This is a genomic window from Pedococcus sp. P2_E5 (assembly GCF_056403895.1).
Genome location: NZ_JBFUEP010000029.1, coordinates 38,687 through 57,093 on the forward strand (window position 1 = coordinate 38,687; position 18,407 = coordinate 57,093).

The window sequence follows — 18,407 nt, forward strand, 5'->3', positions numbered from 1 at the left end:
CCGATGCCTCGGTCACTCCGTGGTGATGGCCTTGAGCACGTCGAGCCGCGAGGCGCGCCGCCCGGGCCAGAGTGCTGCGAGCACGCCCACCACACCGGCCAGCACCACGAAGATCGCCAGCTGCGGCACAGGGATCGCCAGCACGTCGATGCCGTCGTCGGCCAGCGAGCGCTGCAGACCCCAGCCGGCGCCGAGGCCCAGGACCACCCCCAGCACCGCTCCCAGCAGGGCGATCGCGACCGACTCCAGCCGCAGCATGGTCCGCAGCTGGCGGCGGCTGAGGCCGACGGCCCGCAGCAGCCCGATCTCGCGGGTCCGCTCGATCACCGACAGCGCCAGGGTGTTGACGATGCCCAGGACCGCGATGACGACGGCCAGGCCGAGCAGCGCGTAGATCATGTAGAGCAGCTGGTCGATCGGCTTGCGCTGCTCCGCGGCGAACGCGTCCTGGTCCTTGAGGGTGACGGTGGGCAGGTCGGCGATGACCTTGTCGATGCCCGCCTCGATGGCCGCCTTGTCGGCCCCCGGCTGACGCACGACGAACGTGAGGCTGTCCTGCTCAGGCCGTCCGTTCGCGGTGGCGGTCGCGATCGAGGTCAGCACCGGGATGTCCATGGCCTCCATCGACCTGTAGATCGCGGCGACGGTGTAGGTGCCTTCCTTGCCGGCGGCGATCGAGGCCTTGACCGTGTCGCCGAGACCGAGGCCCAGCTCCTTGGCGGACTTGTCGGTGAGCATGACCGTGTTTCCGGTGAGGCCGGACAGCTTGCCCTCCAGGACCTCGATCGGCACGGCCCGGGCGAACGTCGCCGGGTCGACCGCGGCGGCGAACTGGCTGTCCCCGCCCTTCTTGAACACGGTGTAGCGCACCGGGGTGGCCACCTCGACGCCCGGGACCTTGGCCACGTCGGCCGTGATGGTCGACGAGAACGGCTGACCGATCGCGTTGGACACGACGTAGTCGGCGACGAAGTTCTGCGCGATCGACTTGTCGACGCTCGCCTTGGCCGACGCCCCGAACACCGACATCATCGACACCAGGGTCAGGCCGATCATCAGGGCCGAGGCCGTGGCCGCGGTGCGACGTGGGTTGCGGATGGCGTTCTGCTCGGCCATCACCCCGACCGTGCGGAAGAGACGTCGGTAGACGAAGCCACAGGCCGCGATCACCGGACGACCGATCACCGGACTGGTCAGCGCCACCCCGAGCAGCAGGCCGAACACGCCACCACCGACGTACAGCGCCGAGTGGTCGATGTCGGTGAAGGCACCGAGGTAGCCGGCCACGAGCCCACCGACCATGAGCACGGTGCCCACCAGCAGGCGCCAGCGCAGCGCCGACTCGGGGAGGGCCACGTCGTCGCGCATCGCCACCACCGACGGCATCTTGCCGGCGCGGCGCGCGGGCAGGTAGGCGGCGATCATCGTCACGAGCAGCCCCACGGCATACGACCACATGGCGGTGGTCCACTCGAAGACGAGAGGCGACCCACTGAGGTCCAGCCCGAACTGCGCGAACAGCGCCTTGATGCCCAGGGCCAGGACGAACCCGAGGCCCAGACCCAGCGTCGCACCGACGAGGCCGACGACGAAGGCCTCGAAGAGCACCGAGCGCGTCACCTGCTTGCGGGCCGCACCCAGGGCGCGGAACAGCGCGAGCTCGCGGCTGCGCTGGGCGACCAGGATCGAGAACGTGTTGACGATGAGGAACGACCCGACGAACAGCGCGATCCCGGCGAAGACCAGCAGGAACGTGTTGATGAACGACAGGGCCTGGTTGATCGAGTTCTGCGACTCCTTGGCCACGGCCTTGCCGGTGACGGCCTCGTAGCCAGCGGGCAGCTTGGCCTGGACCGCCTTGGCGAGGTCCTCCTGGCTGACGCCGTCCTTGGCCGTCACCCACGCGTCGGTGTACTCGTCCCTGCCGCCGAGGTACAGCTCCTGGGCCGTCTTGGTGTCGAAGAAGGTGAGGGTCGCGCCCACGAGACCGGACTTGAACTCGGCGAGACCCACGAGGGTGGCGCGCACGATCGGCGTGGGGCTGCTGGTGGCCAGCGTGACCTCGTCACCGATTCTGTAGCCGGCTCGCTCCGCGGTGCCGGCGTCGAGGACGACCTCGCCCTTCTGGTGGGGCGAGCGCCCCTGCTTGATGTATGCCGGGGGCTCACCCGCCGCCGTCGGCGCGTCGTTCCACGACAGGCCCAGTCCCGGGGCTCCCTGGCCGCCGATGAGCTTGCCCTTGGTGGACACGACGAAGGTGGTCGGGTCGGTGACGTTGCCGTCGGCGCGGGCCACGCCGGGCACCGACGCGAGGTCGCGAACCATGGCCCCCGGCATGGTGGCCGACGAGGGGGCGCTGTCGAAGTCGCCGCTCACGCTGTCGGGACGCACGACGACATCGCCGACGGTGTCGACGATCCCGCTGAACGCCTTCCCGAGCGTGTCGGTGAAGATCAGCGATCCCGAGACGAACGAGACGCCGAGGATGATGGCGAAGGCACTCATGAACAGCCGCAGCTTGCGGCCCATCAGGCTCTTCCAGCTGGCACGCAACATGTCAGGCGCCGGCCTGCGCGGAGAGGTGCGCCATCCGCTCGAGGATCTTCTCGGCAGTGGGCTCACGCATCTCGTCGACGACCTTGCCGTCCGCGAGGAAGACCACGCGGTCGGTGTGGGCGGCAGCGTTGGCGTCGTGGGTGACCATGACGATGGTCTGGTCGAACTCGTCGACGCTGCGGCGCAGGAACCCCAGCACCTCGGCCCCCGACGTCGAGTCGAGGTTGCCGGTCGGCTCGTCGGCGAAGACGATCTCGGGCTTGCTGACGAGCGCGCGGGCGCAGGCGACGCGCTGCTGCTGGCCGCCGGAGAGCTCGCTCGGGCGGTGGCTGAGCCGGTCACGCAGGCCGACGGTGTCGATCACGGTGTCGAACCAGGCCGGGTCCGGCGTGCGCCCTGCGATGGCCAAGGGCAGCAGGATGTTCTCCTCCGCGTTGAGCGTGGGGATGAGGTTGAAGGCCTGGAAGACGAACCCGATCCGGTCGCGACGCAGCAGGGTCAACGCCTTGTCCTTGAGCCGGGTGATGTCGACGTCCCCGATGTAGACCTCACCCGAGGTCACCGCGTCGAGGCCGGCCGCGCAGTGCATCATCGTCGACTTGCCCGAGCCCGAGGGGCCCATGATCGCGGTGAACTCCCCGCGGGCGATGTCGATGCTGACGCCGTCGAGGGCGCGGACCTGCGCCTCCCCCTTGCCGTAGACCTTGTGCAGGTCCACGACCCGGGCGGCCGGGGTCGCCGAGGGCGGTTTGTCCGTCGTCGAGGTTGCGGAGGTGGAGGGCGTGGCGGTCATCGGTGCTCCCGAAGTCATGGCAGTGGTTTTCACAGGTCTGTTCTCACGGCGTCAGTTCTCACGGTGCCAACGCTAGAGATTCCCCTCATCCTGCACCCTCAGGTTGCACCCCCACCCGCCCCTGAGTCGACCCTGAGACCCTGATCCGACGGACCCATCGGACACCCGGGGTCAGTGCACGACAACCCGGGCAACTTGGCGCAGATCGGGCGCGTCGAAGCGGTCGCCCCTGACCTCCCCCGCCTCCCAGCGGATCACCAGGCCACGTCCTCGAACCTCGAGCGTGGCCAGGTTGTTGTCGAACCACGGACCATCGGTGACGTCCCACCGGTAGGGCGCGTTGGGCACCTTGTCGGTGCGGTTCACCAGGAAGGCCAGTGGCCGGGCGAGGCCCTTGCCCAGGAACGCCTGGGCGATGCGGACCTGTCGGGGCAGGGGGTTGCGGATCGGTGAGCAGACGGCCTGCAGGATCGCACTGCTGCCGGCCGGGAGCTGCTCCGGGGGGATCTGTGTGACGTAGGAGTTGTGCACGTCACCCGAAAGGAACGTGATGGTGCCGGGCCGCTGGCCCCGCTTGCCGCTGGCGACCTCCACGACCATGGCGAGCACGGCGGCGAAGCCGTCCTGGAACGCCGCCCAGTGCTCGAGGTCGACGGCGCGGCGCATCTTCTCGCCCCACTTGGCGACGCGCGGCCCCCAGGCCCCGGTGGCCATCGCCTCGTTGATCGCCTCGAGGTCGTGGATGCCCTGCGCGATGAAGAACGGCAGCGAYGTGCCGATGAAGAGGTGGTCGACGTCGCCGCGCAGCTGGCCGTCCAGCCACGCCAGCTCGTAGTCGTCGAGGATCGAGCGCTGTTCGGGCTCCAGGACGCGGGCCGCGCGAGAGTCCACGACCACGAGCCGGGACTCCCCCAGGTCTCGGGCGTAGCTCCAGCGGTAGGTCTCGGGCTGGCGGTCGACGCGTTCGGCCAGGTCGTCGAGCACGCGGGTCAGGTCGAGCTCGTCGGTCGAACCGCCCTGCGCGTGCGCGACGATCAGCTGCCACACCTCGTCCTGCGCCAGCTCCTCGGGCGAGAGGTTGCCGACGTGCTGGTAGACCCAGTACGAGGAGAGCCCACCGACGATCCGCTCGTGCCACCAGGACGTCTGGTTGATCTCGCGCTTCCAGCTCTGCGAGGTGTTCCAGTCGTCGCGGATGTCGTGGTCGTCGAAGATCATCGCGCTGGGCAGCGTCGAGAGCAGCCAGCGGTTCAGCGGGTCGCTCCAGGCCAGGAAGTACAGGTGGGAGTACTCCTCGAAGTCCTTCAGCTCCTCGCCGGGTGGCTCGTCGAGGCTGCGCCGCGAGGCGATGAACTCCTGCATCTCCTCACTGGTCTCGTCGGCGTACACCTGGTCGCCGAGGAAGCAGACGAGGTGGGGCCAGTCCTGCTCGTCCCGCTCGGGTCGGCTCAGGTGGTACGCGTACGCGCGGAGGGCGTCCACGCCGTTGCTGGCGTTTCCCTCGGCGTCGTGCGGGACGGTCGTGCGGCACGACCCGAAGGCCAGTCGGGTGGGTTCGCTGCGCAGCAGGGTCCGGATCCTGCTGGCTGGGAGGTCAGGGTGGTCGGGATCGACCGGCGGCCACACCTGGTCACCGTCGATGTCGACGGCGTAGTCGCCGGTGGCACCCGGCTCCAGGCCGTCGACGACGACGAGGGCGTAGTGCCGCCCGTGCGCTCCGAAGGTGGGCGCCGACCACTCCCGGTCGAACGCCCGCACCTGCACCACGGCCGAGCCACGGGTCTGGACCCAGACCRTCGCCGACGTCTCGCCGATGTAGCGGAGCAGCGGCCCCAGGGTCAGGGGCCCCGCGGGGAGGTGAGTCGGCACGGGACCGTTCTACACGGCATACCCCCTGCGTGGGGCACTGCATCGAATTTCCTGCTCCGCCCGGACGTGCCTGAGGCGGCGCAGCCTCTCGGGGGATGGCCGAAGGGCGGCCCACCTCTCGGTGGACCGCCCTTCAGGCGTTGCGGCGTATGCCGGGTTGCTGGGCTCCGTCAGAAGCCCATGCCACCCATCTCGTCGCCACCGGGGGCCATCGCGGGAGCCTTCTCGGGCTTGTCGGCGATGACGGCCTCGGTGGTGAGGAACAGCGCGGCGATCGACGCGGCGTTCTGCAGCGCGGAACGCGTCACCTTCGCCGGGTCGATGATGCCCGCGGCGATGAGGTCGACGTACTCGCCGGTGGCGGCGTTGAGGCCCCACCCTGCATCGAGCGTGCTGACCTTCTCTGCCACGACGCCGCCCTCGAGACCGGCGTTGATCGCGATCTGCTTGAGCGGAGCGGAGGCTGCGACGCGAACGATGTTCGCACCGGTGGCCTCGTCACCCTCGAGCTCGAGCTTCTCGAACGCGGCCTTGGTCGCCTGGAGCAGGGCCACGCCACCACCGGCGACGATCCCCTCCTCGATGGCAGCCTTGGCGTTGCGCACTGCATCCTCGATGCGGTGCTTGCGCTCCTTGAGCTCGACCTCGGTCGCGGCACCGGCCTTGATGACTGCGACACCGCCGGCCAGCTTGGCCAGGCGCTCCTGCAGCTTCTCGCGGTCGTAGTCGCTGTCCGACTTGTCGATCTCGGCGCGGATCTGGTTGACGCGACCCTGGATCTGGTCGGCGTCGCCAGCACCCTCGACGATGGTCGTCTCGTCCTTGGTGACGACGACCTTGCGAGCGCGGCCGAGCATGTCGAGCTCCGCGGTGTCGAGCTTGAGGCCGACCTCCTCGGAGATGACCTGGCCACCGGTGAGGATGGCGATGTCGGCCAGCATGGCCTTGCGACGGTCACCGAAGCCGGGAGCCTTGACGGCGACCGACTTGAAGGTGCCGCGGATCTTGTTGACCACCAGGGTCGACAGGGCCTCGCCGTCCACGTCCTCCGAGATGATGAGCAGCGGCTTGCCGGACTGCATGACCTTCTCGAGGAGGGGCAGCAGGTCCTTGATGCCGGAGATCTTGGAGTTGACCACGAGGACGTAGGCGTCCTCGAGGACCGCTTCCATGCGCTCGGTGTCGGTGACGAAGTAGTGGCTGATGTAGCCCTTGTCGAAGCGCATGCCCTCGGTGAGCTCGAGCTCGAGACCGAAGGTGTTGGACTCCTCGACGGTGATGACGCCTTCCTTGCCGACCTTGTCCATGGCCTCGGCGATCATCTCGCCGATCAGGGGGTCAGCAGCGGAGATCGAGGCCGTCGAAGCAATCTGCTCCTTGGTCTCGACGTCCTTGGCCATCTCGAGCAGCTGGGCGGAGACGGCCTCGACGGCCTTCTCGATGCCACGCTTGAGGGCCATCGGGTTGGCGCCTGCCGCGACGTTGCGCAGACCCTCCTTGACGAGGGCCTGGGCGAGAACGGTGGCCGTGGTCGTGCCGTCGCCAGCGACGTCATCCGTCTTCTTGGCAACTTCCTTGACCAGCTCTGCGCCGATCTTCTCGTACGGGTCGTCGAGCTCGATCTCCTTGGCGATGGACACACCATCGTTGGTGATCGTGGGGGCTCCCCACTTCTTCTCGAGGACGACGTTGCGGCCCTTCGGACCGAGGGTCACGCGGACGGCATCGGCGAGAATGTTCATTCCCCGCTCGAGACCGCGGCGAGCCTCTTCATCGAAAGCGATGATCTTGGCCATTCGGGTGGTTCCTCCCACGCGAAACGTAAACGATGGCCAGCGGGCGCCCGCGACGGACGGCCCGGCTTGCGCGGCTCACGTCGCCGCGGTCCCCGGACCTCGCCCTGGACTGGCCTGGATTGTCACTCTCATGGTGAGAGTGCTAACGCCATTATTGGCACTCTCAGGGGGAGAGTGCAAACGGGTCCGGGGCTCGCGGCTGCAGGCCGGAGCCCCACCCGCCTTCCCCCGTCCCCGACTTCTGGCCACCGGTGCCGCGTCCCGACGCCGATTCGCGGTCCTCGTCCGGCATGAGTGGCCAGAAGTCCTGCACGCTGGCGACTTCTGGCCACCGGTGCCGCGTCCCGACCCCGATTCGCGGTCCTCGTCCGGCATGAGTGGCCAGAAGTCCTGCACGCTGACGACTTCTGGCCACCGGTGCCGCGTCCCGACCCCGATTCGCGGTCCTCGTCCGGCATGAGTGGCCAGAAGCCGCGGGCCCGGGTCCGAGCCGTGGGGTTCCCCGTGGGGTCTCGCGGTGGGACGCTCGGCTCATGGCTGCGCACCCCGACCCGTTCGAGGGCTCGAACTTCATCGTCGACTTCGCCGGCGAGGACGATGCGTCCTTCTCCCGCGTCGACCTCCCGGTGGCCCTGCTGGACGAGATCGCCTACCGGTCGGGCAACGACAAGGCCAACGAACCGCGCAAGCAGCCCGGACTGGCGAGCTACTCGCACCTGGTCCTGAGCCGGGGCCTGACCGCGAACCTCGACCTCTGGAACTGGTGGGAGGCCGCGCGCAACGGCGACCCCACCGTGGACCGCAACGTCGCCGTCAAGCTGCTTGACGGGACCGGTCAGCTCGTCCTGACCTGGAGGTTCCGCAACGCCTTCCCGGCCGTCTACCGGCTGAGCCCGCTGGATGCCGCCTCCAGCGACATCGTCCTCGAGACGGTCGAGCTCGCCTTCGACTCCATGGACGTAGAGGTCTAGGGCTCGCCTGGGGACCGGGCGCGGGGCTGGGCCCGCCTGGGACCGGGCGCGGGGCGCGGAAACTCCGGTGCGAGGCCGCGACCACACGGCCTACCGTCGAGGCATGGACCGGACGGCGCTGACGGACGCGGTGGAGACGGCTTTCGCCGCGACCTCTCGCGGCCTCCGCCCCTGGCCGAACCCTCGGCCCACGGGCACCGCTCCGCACGAGGAGGAGTACTCGCGCATCCTGGACCCGGCGAAGTACCGGCTGCTGGGCGCACGGTTCGAGGCCTGGGCGCAGGTGCTCGAGGCCCAGGGTCTGTGCCACCGGCTCCGCGACGTGGACTCCGCGTGGCGCGAGAAGCCTTCGGTGTTCGCAACCCGCACCGAGAGACTCGACCCTGTCCGCCCTGGCGCCCTTTCGCTCGTGGCGATCCACAGCCGGATCGACGACTGCCTCGAGGCAGGAGTGGTCATCGGCGCCGGCAACCCGGCGACGGCGGTCGCCGTCATCCCCGCCTGCGGCTGCGACGCCTGCGACGACGGTTCCGACCCGCTGCTCGAGGAGATCGACGACTCGGTGTGGGGGCTGGTGAGCGGCGCCTTCATCGAGGTGCGGCAGGGCGACCGGTGGGTGCGCACCCTGGGCGACCTGTGGCGCGCCGAGGGCCTCGAGCACGACGAGCCCGAGGCCTGGCTGGCCGACCCCGGCGACCGCGACGTCACCAGGGGTGCGGCGTGGGAGGCCGGCTGAGCAGGGGTCAGAGGAGGGTGCGCAGGGTCGCGTCGGCCTCCGACTCGACCGGGTCGTCGAGGTCGCCCACGAAGACCGCGTAGGCCGTCCGGGCCGGGTTGGCGTCGAGGTCGGCCAGGACGGTCCGCCAGGCGGCGAGGTTGGGGTGCTCGAGCGTCGTGCAGGCCTCGGCGGGGCGCAGCGTCTCCACTGCCGCCTCCAGCTGGGGCAAGGACAGCTCATAGGTCTGCGACCCGCTGGCATGGCCGAGCAGCTTGGCCAGGATGACGGCTGGCAGGGCATGCCTCCCGCCGGGGGCGTTGACGTGCGGGAACTCCAGCTCAGGCGACGACGACGCGGAGCTGATGCCCACGGCATACGCCACAGGTGGCTCCCACCCGTCGATCGTGGCGGCGAGCGCATCCTTGATCGCGGCGAGTCCCTCGGGTGTGCTCCAGTCGGGTTCCATCACCCCATCCTGACAGCCGACGGGAAGGCGTCACGGTAGGAGCGGAGGTCGACCGTCCCGTTGGCGACCGACTCGGCGGCCAGCACGGCGTGTCCCACAGCCCTGGTCACGCACTCCCCGGCGGCCACCATGAAGGCGTGCAGCTCAGCCAGCTCGGGCACCGGCCGCTCGCCTGTCGCCAGGGTGAACAACGTGTCGCCGTCCAGCAGCGTGTGCACCGGGTTGACCGCGCGGGCAAGTCCGTCGTGACCCAGCCCGCTGACCTTCTGGCACTGTGCCTTGGTGAGGGTGGCGTCGGTGGCGATGACGCCGATCGTGGTCGCCATCCCGGGACGCAACGGCTCGCCTGGGTATGCCGCGGCCGCACGTTCGCGGGCCACGGCGAGCTCGTGGGCGGCCGGCAGTGCGACGTCCGCGAACTCGTCACCCAGACCATGCCGCCGGGCCAGCAGCTCGCCGGTCAGCTCGTCGTACGGGGCGCCGAACGAGTTGACGACGACGAGGGCCGCGACAGTGGTGCCGTCGTCGAGGACTGCGCTCGCCGACCCCACCGCACCCTTGAGGCCGCCCGACCTCGCCCCGGTGCCGGCGCCGACACAGCCCTGCAGCACCGGGCCGGCAGTGGCGGCCGCCACGGCGTCCGCACCGTCGAGGGCGGTCGGCGCGTGCCTGAAATCGCCTCCACGGCCCAGGTCGAAGAGGACGGCTGCCGGCACGATCGGGACCACCTCGCCGGGTTCGCCCATCGGCCACCCCAGCCCCGCGGCATACAGGCTCTGGACCACTCCGTCGGCGGCCGCCAGGCCGAACGCGCTCCCCCCGGCCAGCACCACGGCGTTGACGCGGTCGACGAGGTTCCGCGGGTCGAGCAGGTCGGTCTCGCGCGTGCCCGGCGCACCACCCCGGACGTCGACCCCGGCCACCGCCCCCGCGTCCGGGGCGAGGACGACCGTGGTGCCGGTGAGCCAGCCGGCCTCGCGCCGAGTGGCGTGCCCTACGCGAATCCCCGCGACGTCGGTGAGGGAGTTGGTCGGCCCGGGGCGGATCATTCCGGGCTCGCGTCGATGACGCAGAACCTGTTGCCGTCGGGGTCCTCGAGGACGACGAAGTCGTGCTCCTCCTCGGGGTAGGGCCAGTCCTCCACGCGTCGCGCCCCGAGACCGACGAGCCGCTCCACCTCGTGGGCCTGGTCGGGGGCGTAGAGGTCGAGGTGGACGTGCGGGAAGGCCTCGGGTCTGGACTCCCCGAGGTTGAGCGAGAGGTTGGGACCGGCCCCGTCGCGGGGCTGGAGGATGACCCAGTCGGGCTCCGGCTCGTAACGCGGTTCGTAGTCGAGCACCGCGGCCCAGAAGGCCATCGCCCTGGGCACGTCGCTGACGTTGACGACGATCGACCCGATCCGCAGGGCGGCCCCCATCACAGCTCCAGGCGGTGGGCCCGGGCGTCGGCCACGAACCCCACCCGCTCGACCATCGCCGTGGTGTGGGTCCCCGCGGACACCAGGACCTGTCGGAAGCCGGCGTCCCGCGCCCACTGCACGGCGGCTCGCAGCAGCACCTCGCCCGCGCCGATGCCCCGGTGCTCAGGTCGGACGAAGAAGGTGTCGACCACGAGGTCGGCTCCCGCTCCTGCCGGGCGTCCCGGCCACGGCAGCGGCTCCACGACTGCCGCCTGGAGGTAGCCTGCGTGCTCGTCCCCGGCCTCGGCTATCCAGACCGGGTGGGCGTTGCAGGAGGCCAGCCAGGCCCGGGCGTAGCGGTCGAGGAAGCCGGGCTCACCCTGACCACCCCGGTGGCGCGCGCACTGCAGCGTGAGTGCTGCCACGACGAGCGCGTCGTCGGGACCTGCCAGCCGGGTTCGCACTTCGCCCACCCGCGAAGTCAACCACGCGGGAGCGGGCCGGGGACACCGGTTCGCGCGCGGCATACCGAGGACACGCCGCGCCGAGGTTTCCGGCCCTGAACCGCCGTCGCCGCGGCGCGTCGTGTCTCCGGACGGGGTGGCGGGTGGGCCCGGGACGCAACAACGCCCGTACAGTCGCTTCTGCACGGGCGTTGGTGAACCGGGGCTCGGTCAGAGCTGGATGCCCAACCGCCGGGCGCTGCGGGCCCGCTGGCGCGAGGCGCGCAACCGGCGCAGTCGCTTGATGAGCATCGGGTCGGCCTCGAGGGCGGCCTGGGAGTCGATCAGGGCGTTGAGCACCTGGTAGTAGCGGGTGGCGCTCATGTCGAACAGCTCGCGGATCGCCTGCTCCTTGGCTCCGGCGTACTTCCACCACTGCCGTTCGAAGGCGATGATCTCGCGGTCGCGGTCACCCAGCTCCGTGGGGGCGCTGACGTGATCCTGCTCGTGTGCGGCGTTCAACTCTCGACTCAGTCCTTCGTGGTTCGCAGACGTGCCCTGCCAAGTGCGTGCAGGGCAACTATACGGAGCGAATCACACGCTTGTCATTCCACTCGGGTAGTCCCATCGGCCCAGTTGTGATGGGTCTGGTCACACCCGTCCCACTCGCCTCACGAGGGCCCTGACGCCTCAGGCCAGGCCGTCTCCAGGCGGTGGCGACGCCTCGGGCCAAGGACTTCCAAGGACTTCCTCAGGCCATGGTGTCGAGGATGGCGACGATGTCGTCCTCGGAGGTGCGCGGGTTGACGATCGCGAACCGGGTCAGCGTCTCGCCGGCGTGCGAGGTCGGGACGACGAAGGCGAACTGGTCCGCCAGCAGCCGGTCCGACCACTCCTGGTACTGCGCCGCCGACCAGCCGAGCCGCCGGAACACCACGACCGACAGGTCTGGTTCGCGGGCGACCTCGAGGTAGTCACGCCGGCCGATCTCGTCGGCTGCGAACCGCGTGACCTCGAGCGTGCGCTCCACGGCGTCGCGGTAGGCATCCGTGCCGTGGGTCGCCAGCGAGAACCAGAACGGCAGGCCCCGGGCTCGACGGGTCAGCCCGACCGAGTAGTCGGTGGGGTTCCAGTCGGGTGCGTCGTTGAGGACGTCGAGGTAGGACGCGTGCTGGGTGTGCGCCGCGCGGGCCAGGGCCGGCTCGCGGTAGAGCAGCGCGCAGCAGTCGAACGGCGCGAACAACCACTTGTGCGGGTCGACGATGAACGAGTCGCAGTGCTCGATGCCGACATACCGGTCGCGCACCGACGGCGCGGCCAGCCCGGCGCCACCGTAGGCACCGTCGACGTGGAACCAGATCCCGAGCTCGCGGCAGACCTCGGAGACCGAGGCGAGGTCGTCGACGATCCCGAAGTTGGTGGTGCCACTGGTCGCGACGACGGCGAAGAACGTCTCGGGGCCGTTCGCGAGCAGCACCTCGCGCAGGGCCGGTCCGGTCAGTCGGCCCATGTCGTCGACGTCGACCCCCACGAACTCGGCGTCCATGACGTCGCACGCGGACTGGATCGAGGAGTGCGCGCCGTGGGTCGCGGCGACGCGGAAGGGTCGGGCGCCCGCTCCGGTCCTGCCCTCCAGGGCCGCGTTGGTGCGGGCGGTATGCCGCGCGGCGACCAGCGCGGACAGGTTGCCTATCGTCCCGCCCGGGACGAAGACACCACCCGCCTCCGGCGGGAGGCCGGCCAGGTCGGCGATCCAGCGCAGCGCCTGGTTCTCGGCGTAGACCGCACCCGCGCCCTCGAGCCAGGACCCGCCGTAGATCGACGACGCCCCGACGACGAGGTCGAACATCGCGGCGGCCTCGGTCGGCGCACACGGGATGAAGGAGAGGTACCGCGGGTGGTCGGTGGAGATGCAGGCCGGGGCCAGGTCCTCCTCGAAGAGCTTGAGCGCCTCGATGCCACCGATGCCCTCGGCGGTGATGGTGGCACCGGCCAGGGCGTCGAGCTCGGCGAGCGTCCGGGGGCCGTCGAGGGGCACCGGGTCGAGCTTCAGGCGGTCGGCGGAGTAGGCGAGGATCGCGTCGCCGAGGGCCTCGAGGTTCTGGTCGCTGTAGCCGTGCACGCGGCGAGTCTAGGGCGCGCCGCTCACGCGGGGGCAGGGGCGAAGAGGACCGCCCTCAGGCCGACCACGTCCTCCACCACCGCATCGGGTCGGGTCGCGGCGAGCGCCGGCTCGGGGCCGGCGCCCCAGGTGACGGCGACCGCACCCATCCCCGCGGCGCGGGCAGCCTCGACGTCCACCGTGGCGTCGCCGACGTAGACGCAGTCGCGCGGGGCGGCACCGAGCTGCGCCGCGGCATACAGGAGGGGTGCAGGGTGTGGTTTGTGGAGCTCGGTCTCCTCTTGTCCTGCAAGGACATCGATGCGATGGGCCAGGCCCACGGCACGCAGGCCGAGGCGCACCGTGTCGCCCTTCTTGGAGGAGACGACGCCCGTCCGGGCGCCCGCGGCATGCAGGTCGTCGAGGAGCTCGGGGACGCCGTCGACGGTGCGGATCAGCTCATCGTGGTTGGCGAGGTTCCACTCGCGGTAGACGTCGGTGAGCTCGGCGCCGCGACCGGGGTAGCGCTCCTCGAGCACGGGCTGGAGGGGACGTCCGATCCACGACCGGACCTCGTCCTCGGCGGCCTCCTCGCCGAGGACCGACCCGAGCGCGTGGTGGTAGGACGCGACGATCAGGGGGATGGTGTCGGCAAGGGTGCCGTCGAAGTCGAAGAGGACGACGGGCCAGCGAGGAGTCACGGCCACGAGGCTACGGCCCTGCGGCGAAGTCGACCCCACGCACCCGGACCCTCAGGAGGCGCTCGTGACGGGTTCGACGCCCAGCTCGCGCAGCAGCGCCTCCACCCGTCCCCGGATCTCGTCGCGGATCGGCCGCACGGCGTCGACGCCCTGCCCGGCCGGGTCGTCGAGCACCCAGTCCTCGTAGCGCTTGCCGGGGAAGTAGGGGCACGTGTCGCCGCACCCCATCGTGACCACCACATCGGAGTCCTGGACGGCTTCGGTGGTCAGCACCTTGGGCGTCTGCGCGGCGATGTCGATGCCCTCCTCCGCCATGGCGGCGACCGCGGCGGGGTTCACCTGGTCGGCTGGTTGGCTCCCGGCCGAACGCACCTCGACGGCGCCACCACCGAGATGCGCCAGGTATGCCGCGGCCATCTGCGAGCGGCCCGCGTTGTGGACACAGACGAACAGGACGGAGGGCTTGTCGCTCATACGGATTCGCTTTCAGGAGTGGGGACCTGGACGGTGTGCAGCTGAACGGTGAACAGGAGGCCGAGGCCGGCCGCGGCGCCGACGAGCTGGGCGGCGACGAAGGCGGGGACCGATGCCGGCGCAATGCCCGCGAAGGTGTCCGAGAACGCGCGCGCGAGGGTCACGGCCGGGTTCGCGAACGACGTGGAGGAGGTCAGGAAGTAGGCGCCGAAGATCCACGCGGGTACGACCAGGGCGGCCCGGCGGCCGTCGCGGAGCAGCCCGATGGCCATGACCAGCCCCGCGGTGGCGACGACCTCGCCCAGCAGCTGACCGGCACCCCCTCGCTCGTGGTGGGAGAGGTGAAGTGCGGGCAGCCCGAACATGAGGTTGGCCAGGGCCGTGCCCGCAACGCCACCCGCGAGCTGGACGGCCACGAAGGGCGCGACGTCGCTCCAGCGGTGTTGGCCACGAAGGGCCTGAGCCAGCGTCACCGCGGGGTTGAAGTGGGCGCCGCTGACCGGTCCGAACGAGCTGATGAGCACGCCGAGCACGGCCACCGTGGCGAGCGCGTTGACGAGCAGCTGGACGGCGCCGTCCTCGCTCAGCCGTTGGGCCATCACGCCCGACCCGACGACCGCGGCGAGCAGGCCGGCGGTCCCGACCAGCTCGGCGGCCAGTCGGGCGCGCAGTGGGTGGTTCAGCAACACGCCTCCTGCGGCACCGCGCCCGTGGCGGTGGCGGCGCCCGTGGCCGTGGCCGTGGTGCAGCACCCGCCGTCGTTCATGCCAGACACGACCGGAAGGCTCGCCGTGGCCGGACGTCCGTCGGCCGGGTTGTCGTCCTTCACGGTGTAGACCTCCCAAGGCGCACCGGCCGGGTCGTGCACCCACACCTTGTCCTGCAACGCGTAGCAGCAGGTCGTGTCCCGCTCGTCGAACGCGGCCAGACCAGCCTCGCGCAACCGCGTCGCCCCCGCCTCGACGTCGGCACTGCTGTCCACCTCGATGCCGAGGTGGTTGAGCGCCTGCGCCGTTCCCTCGCCACGCTGGTCGGCCGGGACCTCGATCAGCACCAGCTTGAGCGGCGGCTCGGCGATGGCGAAGTTGGCGTAGCCAGGGCGACGCTTGTGCGGCTGGGTGCCGAACAGGGTGGCGTAGAACTCGACCGACTTCTCGAGGTCGGCGACGTTGAGGGCGAGCTGGACACGGGACATGAGCGGACTCCTTGGTTCATCGACTATTGTCTATGCAGGAAGTGAATCGGCTGCATCGATGTTTGTCAATATCGATGCAGGTCTATTTCTAGGAGATCCCGTGCCCGGCCCCACCCTCGTCACCCTCACCACCCCCGGCAACCTCGCCACCCGGGACGCGCTGGCCAGCGACCCCACGGCAGGTGCTGACGCGTGCTGCGGCACGCTCACCACGGACGAGGCGATGGGGCGCGAGCAGGCGGAGGCCACGGCATACCTGCTCAAGGCGGTCGCCGACCCGGTTCGCCTCCAGCTGCTGTCCCTGATCCGCTCGTCGAAGGGCCAGGAGGCCTGCGTCTGCGACCTCACCCCCGCAGTCGGGCTCAGCCAGCCGACGGTGAGCCACCACCTCAAGGTGCTCACCGAAGCGGGTCTGGTCACCCGCGAGCGCCGGGGGACGTGGGCATGGTTCCGGCTGGTGCCGACGCGGCTGGACGACCTGGCCGCGATCTTCCGCTGACAGGGGTTTAGTTTCTGGGTATGCCGCCGGCCGCCCTCACCGAGCTCGTCCACCCGTCGTGGGCGGTCGCGCTGGAACCCGTGGCCGGGGCGGTGACCTCGCTGGGTGAGTTCCTGCGCGAGGAGGTCGCGGCGGGACGGGGCTACCTGCCGCCTGGTGTGCACGTGCTGCGAGCCTTCGAGCGGCCACTCGACGACGTGCGGGTGCTCATCGTCGGCCAGGACCCCTACCCGACACCCGGACACGCGGTGGGCCTGTCGTTCTCGGTCGCGCCGGACGTGCAGCCGGTCCCCCGCAGCCTGGTGAACATCTTCCAGGAGCTGCAGACCGACCTCGGGCTCCCGCGACCGTCGACCGGAGACCTGTCGCCCTGGGCCGACCAAGGAGTCCTCCTGCTCAACAGGGTGCTGACCGTGCGACCCGGCAAACCCGCCAGCCACCGCGGCAAGGGCTGGGAAACCGTGACGGCACAAGCGATCTCGGCACTGGTGAGCCGCGGCGGCCCACTGGTCGCCATCCTGTGGGGCAGGGACGCGAGGAACCTCGTGCCGCACCTCGGCGGCATACCGACCGTCGAGAGTGCCCACCCCTCACCGCTGTCGGCACACTCGGGCTTCTTCGGGAGCAGGCCGTTCAGCCGTGCCAACGAACTCCTCGCCCAGCAGGGCGCCGCACCCATCGACTGGAGGCTCCCATGAGCGACGCCCACACCACCGACGCCACCACCACCGACGACACCACCAACGACGCTGTCGCCCCCGAGCCGATGGCGGACAACCTGACCCATCTCCCCGAGCGGGGCAAGGTCTGGCACCGCTACGTCGCGATCGGCGACTCGTTCACCGAGGGCATGTCGGACCCCGACCCCGAGCGCGAGAACGCGTTCCTCGGCTGGGCCGACCGGTTGGCCCACCACCTGGCGGTCATCGCCCACCAGGCGGGGGGCGAGTTCGCCTATGCCAACCTCGCGGTGCGCGGGCGGCTGCTGGCCGACGTCATCGGACCACAGCTCGATGCCGCGATCGCCCTCGGTCCCGACCTGGTGTCGATGGTCGGCGGCGGCAACGACATCCTCCGGCCCAAGGCCGACCTCGACGCGATCGCCGCCCGGCTCGAGGCCGCGGTCGTGCGGCTGCGCGAGGCCGGGGCCGACGTGCTGCTGGCGACGCCGACCGACCCGGTGGGCGCGCCGGTCCTGCGCCACCTGAGGGGACGCCACGCGATCCACTCGGCCAACCTCTTCAGCATCGCCCAGCAGCACGGCGCCTACGTCATCAACCAGTGGGGCATGACGGCGCTGCAGGACTTCCGGCTGTGGTCCGAGGACCGGATCCACATGACGACCGAAGGGCACCGGCGCGTGGCGCTCAACGCCCTGTCGGCGCTCGGGCACGACACCGACCGGGCCGACTGGTCCACCCCGCTGCCCCCGGCCCCGCCCCTCGCCCGACGCGAGGCGGCTGCGGCCAACGCCGAATGGGCCCGGACCCACCTGGCGCCGTGGGTGCAGCGCCGGCTCAAGGGCAAGTCCAGTGGCGACACCGTCCGGGCCAAGCGCCCCGAGCTCACCCCGGTCGACCCCACCTGACGCCCCAACCTCTGCTAGCGGAGGAACGGCTGCTGACCGGAGCACCGTCTGCCAGCAGGGCTTGAGGACGCGGGCAATGGGGGACTGACCTGCGCGATTCAAGTACTAGGACGTCCTACTACTACCCTTGGGACATGCCTGCGAACCGCCTCATGCCCTCCGAGGAGGGCTACGACCTGATCGAGCTCACCCGCGAAATCTGCGACAAGGAGCTCCGTCCCAAGGTCGACGAGGCCGAGCGCGCCGCCGCGACCACCCCGGCCCTGCCCCGCGACGCCTTCCGCACCCTCGGCCGCGCCGGGCTGCTCTCGCTGCCCTACGCCGAGGAGTTCGGCGGGGGCGGTCAGCCCTACGAGGTCTACCTCCAGGTCGTCGAGGAGATCGCCTCCGCCTGGATGAGCGTCGCGGTCGGCGTCTCGGTCCACTCCCTCACCTGCTACCCCGTGGCGAACTTCGGTACCGATGAGCAGAAGGCCGCCCTCCTCCCCGCGATGCTGAGCGGCGACCAGCTCGGCGCCTACTGCCTCTCCGAGCGCAGCGCCGGCTCCGACGTCGCCTCGATGACCGCCCGGGCGACCGCGGACGACGAGGCCGACCCCACGGCATACCAGCTGAAGGGCACGAAGGCCTGGATCTCGCACGCCGGGCACGCGGACTTCTACACGAGCTTCGTCCGCACGTCGGACGACGGCGCCCGCGGCCTGTCCTGCTTCGTCGTGCCGGGTGACGCCGAGGGCATCGCCTTCGGTGCGCCCGAGAAGAAGATGGGCCTGCACTGCGACACCGTGAGCGAGGTGCACTTCGAGGGAGTCGAGGTGTCCGCGGACCGCCTGGTGGG

20 protein-coding genes are annotated in these 18,407 nt (G+C 70.6%); 6 read left to right on the forward strand and 14 right to left on the reverse strand.

The window, feature by feature from the left end; genetic code table 11:
* Nucleotides 1-12 precede the first annotated feature (12 nt).
* The 4 genes from AC1DVZ_RS11355 to groL form a co-directional block, all read right to left on the reverse strand.
* A complete protein-coding gene (locus AC1DVZ_RS11355) occupies nt 13-2,556 on the reverse strand; it encodes an ABC transporter permease (protein WP_477618301.1) in 2,544 nt (847 codons plus the stop codon).
* A gap of 1 nt (nt 2,557) precedes the next feature.
* Nucleotides 2,558-3,349 carry an ABC transporter ATP-binding protein gene (locus AC1DVZ_RS11360; protein ID WP_477618302.1) on the reverse strand — a complete coding sequence of 264 codons (792 nt, stop codon included), beginning with the start codon at nt 3,347-3,349 and terminating at the stop codon, nt 2,558-2,560.
* Nucleotides 3,350-3,520: 171 nt separating this feature from the next.
* Nucleotides 3,521-5,218, reverse strand: coding sequence for an alkaline phosphatase D family protein (locus AC1DVZ_RS11365; RefSeq protein WP_477618303.1), 1,698 nt, complete (start codon nt 5,216-5,218; stop codon nt 3,521-3,523).
* A 170-nt stretch (nt 5,219-5,388) separates the two neighbouring features.
* Complete coding sequence (gene groL, locus AC1DVZ_RS11370) at nt 5,389-7,014, reverse strand: chaperonin GroEL (RefSeq protein WP_477618304.1); 1,626 nt, start codon at nt 7,012-7,014, stop codon at nt 5,389-5,391.
* A gap of 533 nt (nt 7,015-7,547) precedes the next feature.
* Here groL and AC1DVZ_RS11375 point away from each other — a divergent pair.
* Together AC1DVZ_RS11375 and AC1DVZ_RS11380 are read left to right on the forward strand one after the other, a co-directional pair.
* Nucleotides 7,548-7,985, forward strand: coding sequence for a phage tail protein (locus AC1DVZ_RS11375; RefSeq protein WP_477618305.1), 438 nt, complete (start codon nt 7,548-7,550; stop codon nt 7,983-7,985).
* Nucleotides 7,986-8,088: 103 nt separating this feature from the next.
* Nucleotides 8,089-8,721 carry a DUF6226 family protein gene (locus tag AC1DVZ_RS11380; RefSeq protein ID WP_477618306.1) on the forward strand — a complete coding sequence of 211 codons (633 nt, stop codon included), beginning with the start codon at nt 8,089-8,091 and terminating at the stop codon, nt 8,719-8,721.
* Nucleotides 8,722-8,728: 7 nt separating this feature from the next.
* Here the strand turns inward: AC1DVZ_RS11380 and AC1DVZ_RS11385 are convergent, their stop codons facing one another.
* From AC1DVZ_RS11385 to AC1DVZ_RS11430, 10 genes are all read right to left on the reverse strand, one after another.
* The gene (locus tag AC1DVZ_RS11385; RefSeq protein ID WP_477618307.1) at nt 8,729-9,169 is read right to left on the reverse strand and encodes a hypothetical protein; all 441 of its coding nucleotides are present in this window, start codon (nt 9,167-9,169) and stop codon (nt 8,729-8,731) included.
* Nucleotides 9,169-10,218: a P1 family peptidase gene (locus tag AC1DVZ_RS11390; protein ID WP_477618308.1), complete on the reverse strand. Its 1,050-nt coding sequence runs from the start codon at nt 10,216-10,218 to the stop codon at nt 9,169-9,171. The genes AC1DVZ_RS11385 and AC1DVZ_RS11390 overlap by 1 nt, the downstream gene beginning before the upstream one ends.
* Entirely contained in the window at nt 10,215-10,586 is a 372-nt protein-coding gene (locus AC1DVZ_RS11395; RefSeq protein WP_477618309.1) for a VOC family protein, read from the reverse strand. The genes AC1DVZ_RS11390 and AC1DVZ_RS11395 overlap by 4 nt, the downstream gene beginning before the upstream one ends.
* On the reverse strand, nt 10,586-11,041 hold the full coding sequence (locus AC1DVZ_RS11400) for an N-acetyltransferase family protein (RefSeq protein ID WP_477618310.1): 456 nt from the start codon (nt 11,039-11,041) through the stop codon (nt 10,586-10,588). The genes AC1DVZ_RS11395 and AC1DVZ_RS11400 overlap by 1 nt, the downstream gene beginning before the upstream one ends.
* A 201-nt stretch (nt 11,042-11,242) precedes the next feature.
* Complete coding sequence (locus tag AC1DVZ_RS11405) at nt 11,243-11,533, reverse strand: DUF3263 domain-containing protein (protein ID WP_477618311.1); 291 nt, start codon at nt 11,531-11,533, stop codon at nt 11,243-11,245.
* A 229-nt stretch (nt 11,534-11,762) separates the two neighbouring features.
* Entirely contained in the window at nt 11,763-13,133 is a 1,371-nt protein-coding gene (locus AC1DVZ_RS11410; RefSeq protein WP_477618312.1) for a pyridoxal phosphate-dependent decarboxylase family protein, read from the reverse strand.
* 23 nt (nt 13,134-13,156) lie between these two features.
* Nucleotides 13,157-13,813: an HAD family hydrolase gene (locus AC1DVZ_RS11415; RefSeq protein ID WP_477618313.1), complete on the reverse strand. Its 657-nt coding sequence runs from the start codon at nt 13,811-13,813 to the stop codon at nt 13,157-13,159.
* Between the two features lie 51 nt (nt 13,814-13,864).
* The gene (locus AC1DVZ_RS11420) at nt 13,865-14,287 is read right to left on the reverse strand and encodes an arsenate reductase ArsC (RefSeq protein ID WP_477618314.1); all 423 of its coding nucleotides are present in this window, start codon (nt 14,285-14,287) and stop codon (nt 13,865-13,867) included.
* Nucleotides 14,284-14,976: an aquaporin gene (locus tag AC1DVZ_RS11425; protein ID WP_477618315.1), complete on the reverse strand. Its 693-nt coding sequence runs from the start codon at nt 14,974-14,976 to the stop codon at nt 14,284-14,286. The genes AC1DVZ_RS11420 and AC1DVZ_RS11425 overlap by 4 nt, the downstream gene beginning before the upstream one ends.
* On the reverse strand, nt 14,967-15,482 hold the full coding sequence (locus AC1DVZ_RS11430) for an ArsI/CadI family heavy metal resistance metalloenzyme (RefSeq protein ID WP_477618316.1): 516 nt from the start codon (nt 15,480-15,482) through the stop codon (nt 14,967-14,969). Before AC1DVZ_RS11430 ends, AC1DVZ_RS11425 begins: the two co-directional genes overlap by 10 nt.
* 160 nt (nt 15,483-15,642) lie before the next feature.
* Here AC1DVZ_RS11430 and AC1DVZ_RS11435 point away from each other — a divergent pair, with 160 nt between their 5' ends.
* The 4 genes from AC1DVZ_RS11435 to AC1DVZ_RS11450 form a co-directional block, all read left to right on the forward strand.
* On the forward strand, nt 15,643-15,981 hold the full coding sequence (locus tag AC1DVZ_RS11435) for an ArsR/SmtB family transcription factor (protein WP_477618320.1): 339 nt from the start codon (nt 15,643-15,645) through the stop codon (nt 15,979-15,981).
* Nucleotides 15,982-16,001: 20 nt separating this feature from the next.
* Nucleotides 16,002-16,679: a uracil-DNA glycosylase gene (locus AC1DVZ_RS11440; RefSeq protein ID WP_477618317.1), complete on the forward strand. Its 678-nt coding sequence runs from the start codon at nt 16,002-16,004 to the stop codon at nt 16,677-16,679.
* Nucleotides 16,680-16,747: 68 nt separating this feature from the next.
* A complete protein-coding gene (locus tag AC1DVZ_RS11445; protein ID WP_477618321.1) occupies nt 16,748-17,569 on the forward strand; it encodes an SGNH/GDSL hydrolase family protein in 822 nt (273 codons plus the stop codon).
* A 134-nt stretch (nt 17,570-17,703) separates the two neighbouring features.
* Nucleotides 17,704-18,407: acyl-CoA dehydrogenase family protein (locus AC1DVZ_RS11450; RefSeq protein ID WP_477618318.1), on the forward strand; the 704-nt coding region annotated here is incomplete at its 3' end.

Excerpts from the sequence above, each read along its gene's own strand:
- AC1DVZ_RS11360 (WP_477618302.1), bottom strand. The coding sequence starts at position 3,349 with ATGACCGCCACGCCCTCCACCTCCGCAACCTCGACGACGGACAAACCG.
- AC1DVZ_RS11420 (WP_477618314.1), bottom strand. The coding sequence starts at position 14,287 with ATGAGCGACAAGCCCTCCGTCCTGTTCGTCTGTGTCCACAACGCGGGC.
- AC1DVZ_RS11440 (WP_477618317.1), top strand. The coding sequence starts at position 16,002 with ATGCCGCCGGCCGCCCTCACCGAGCTCGTCCACCCGTCGTGGGCGGTC.
- AC1DVZ_RS11375 (WP_477618305.1), top strand. The coding sequence starts at position 7,548 with ATGGCTGCGCACCCCGACCCGTTCGAGGGCTCGAACTTCATCGTCGAC.
- AC1DVZ_RS11390 (WP_477618308.1), bottom strand. The coding sequence starts at position 10,218 with ATGATCCGCCCCGGGCCGACCAACTCCCTCACCGACGTCGCGGGGATT.
- AC1DVZ_RS11380 (WP_477618306.1), top strand. The coding sequence starts at position 8,089 with ATGGACCGGACGGCGCTGACGGACGCGGTGGAGACGGCTTTCGCCGCG.
- AC1DVZ_RS11385 (WP_477618307.1), bottom strand. The coding sequence starts at position 9,169 with ATGGAACCCGACTGGAGCACACCCGAGGGACTCGCCGCGATCAAGGAT.
- AC1DVZ_RS11355 (WP_477618301.1), bottom strand. The coding sequence starts at position 2,556 with ATGTTGCGTGCCAGCTGGAAGAGCCTGATGGGCCGCAAGCTGCGGCTG.
- AC1DVZ_RS11445 (WP_477618321.1), top strand. The coding sequence starts at position 16,748 with ATGGCGGACAACCTGACCCATCTCCCCGAGCGGGGCAAGGTCTGGCAC.
- AC1DVZ_RS11430 (WP_477618316.1), bottom strand. The coding sequence starts at position 15,482 with ATGTCCCGTGTCCAGCTCGCCCTCAACGTCGCCGACCTCGAGAAGTCG.
- groL (WP_477618304.1), bottom strand. The coding sequence starts at position 7,014 with ATGGCCAAGATCATCGCTTTCGATGAAGAGGCTCGCCGCGGTCTCGAG.
- AC1DVZ_RS11395 (WP_477618309.1), bottom strand. The coding sequence starts at position 10,586 with ATGGGGGCCGCCCTGCGGATCGGGTCGATCGTCGTCAACGTCAGCGAC.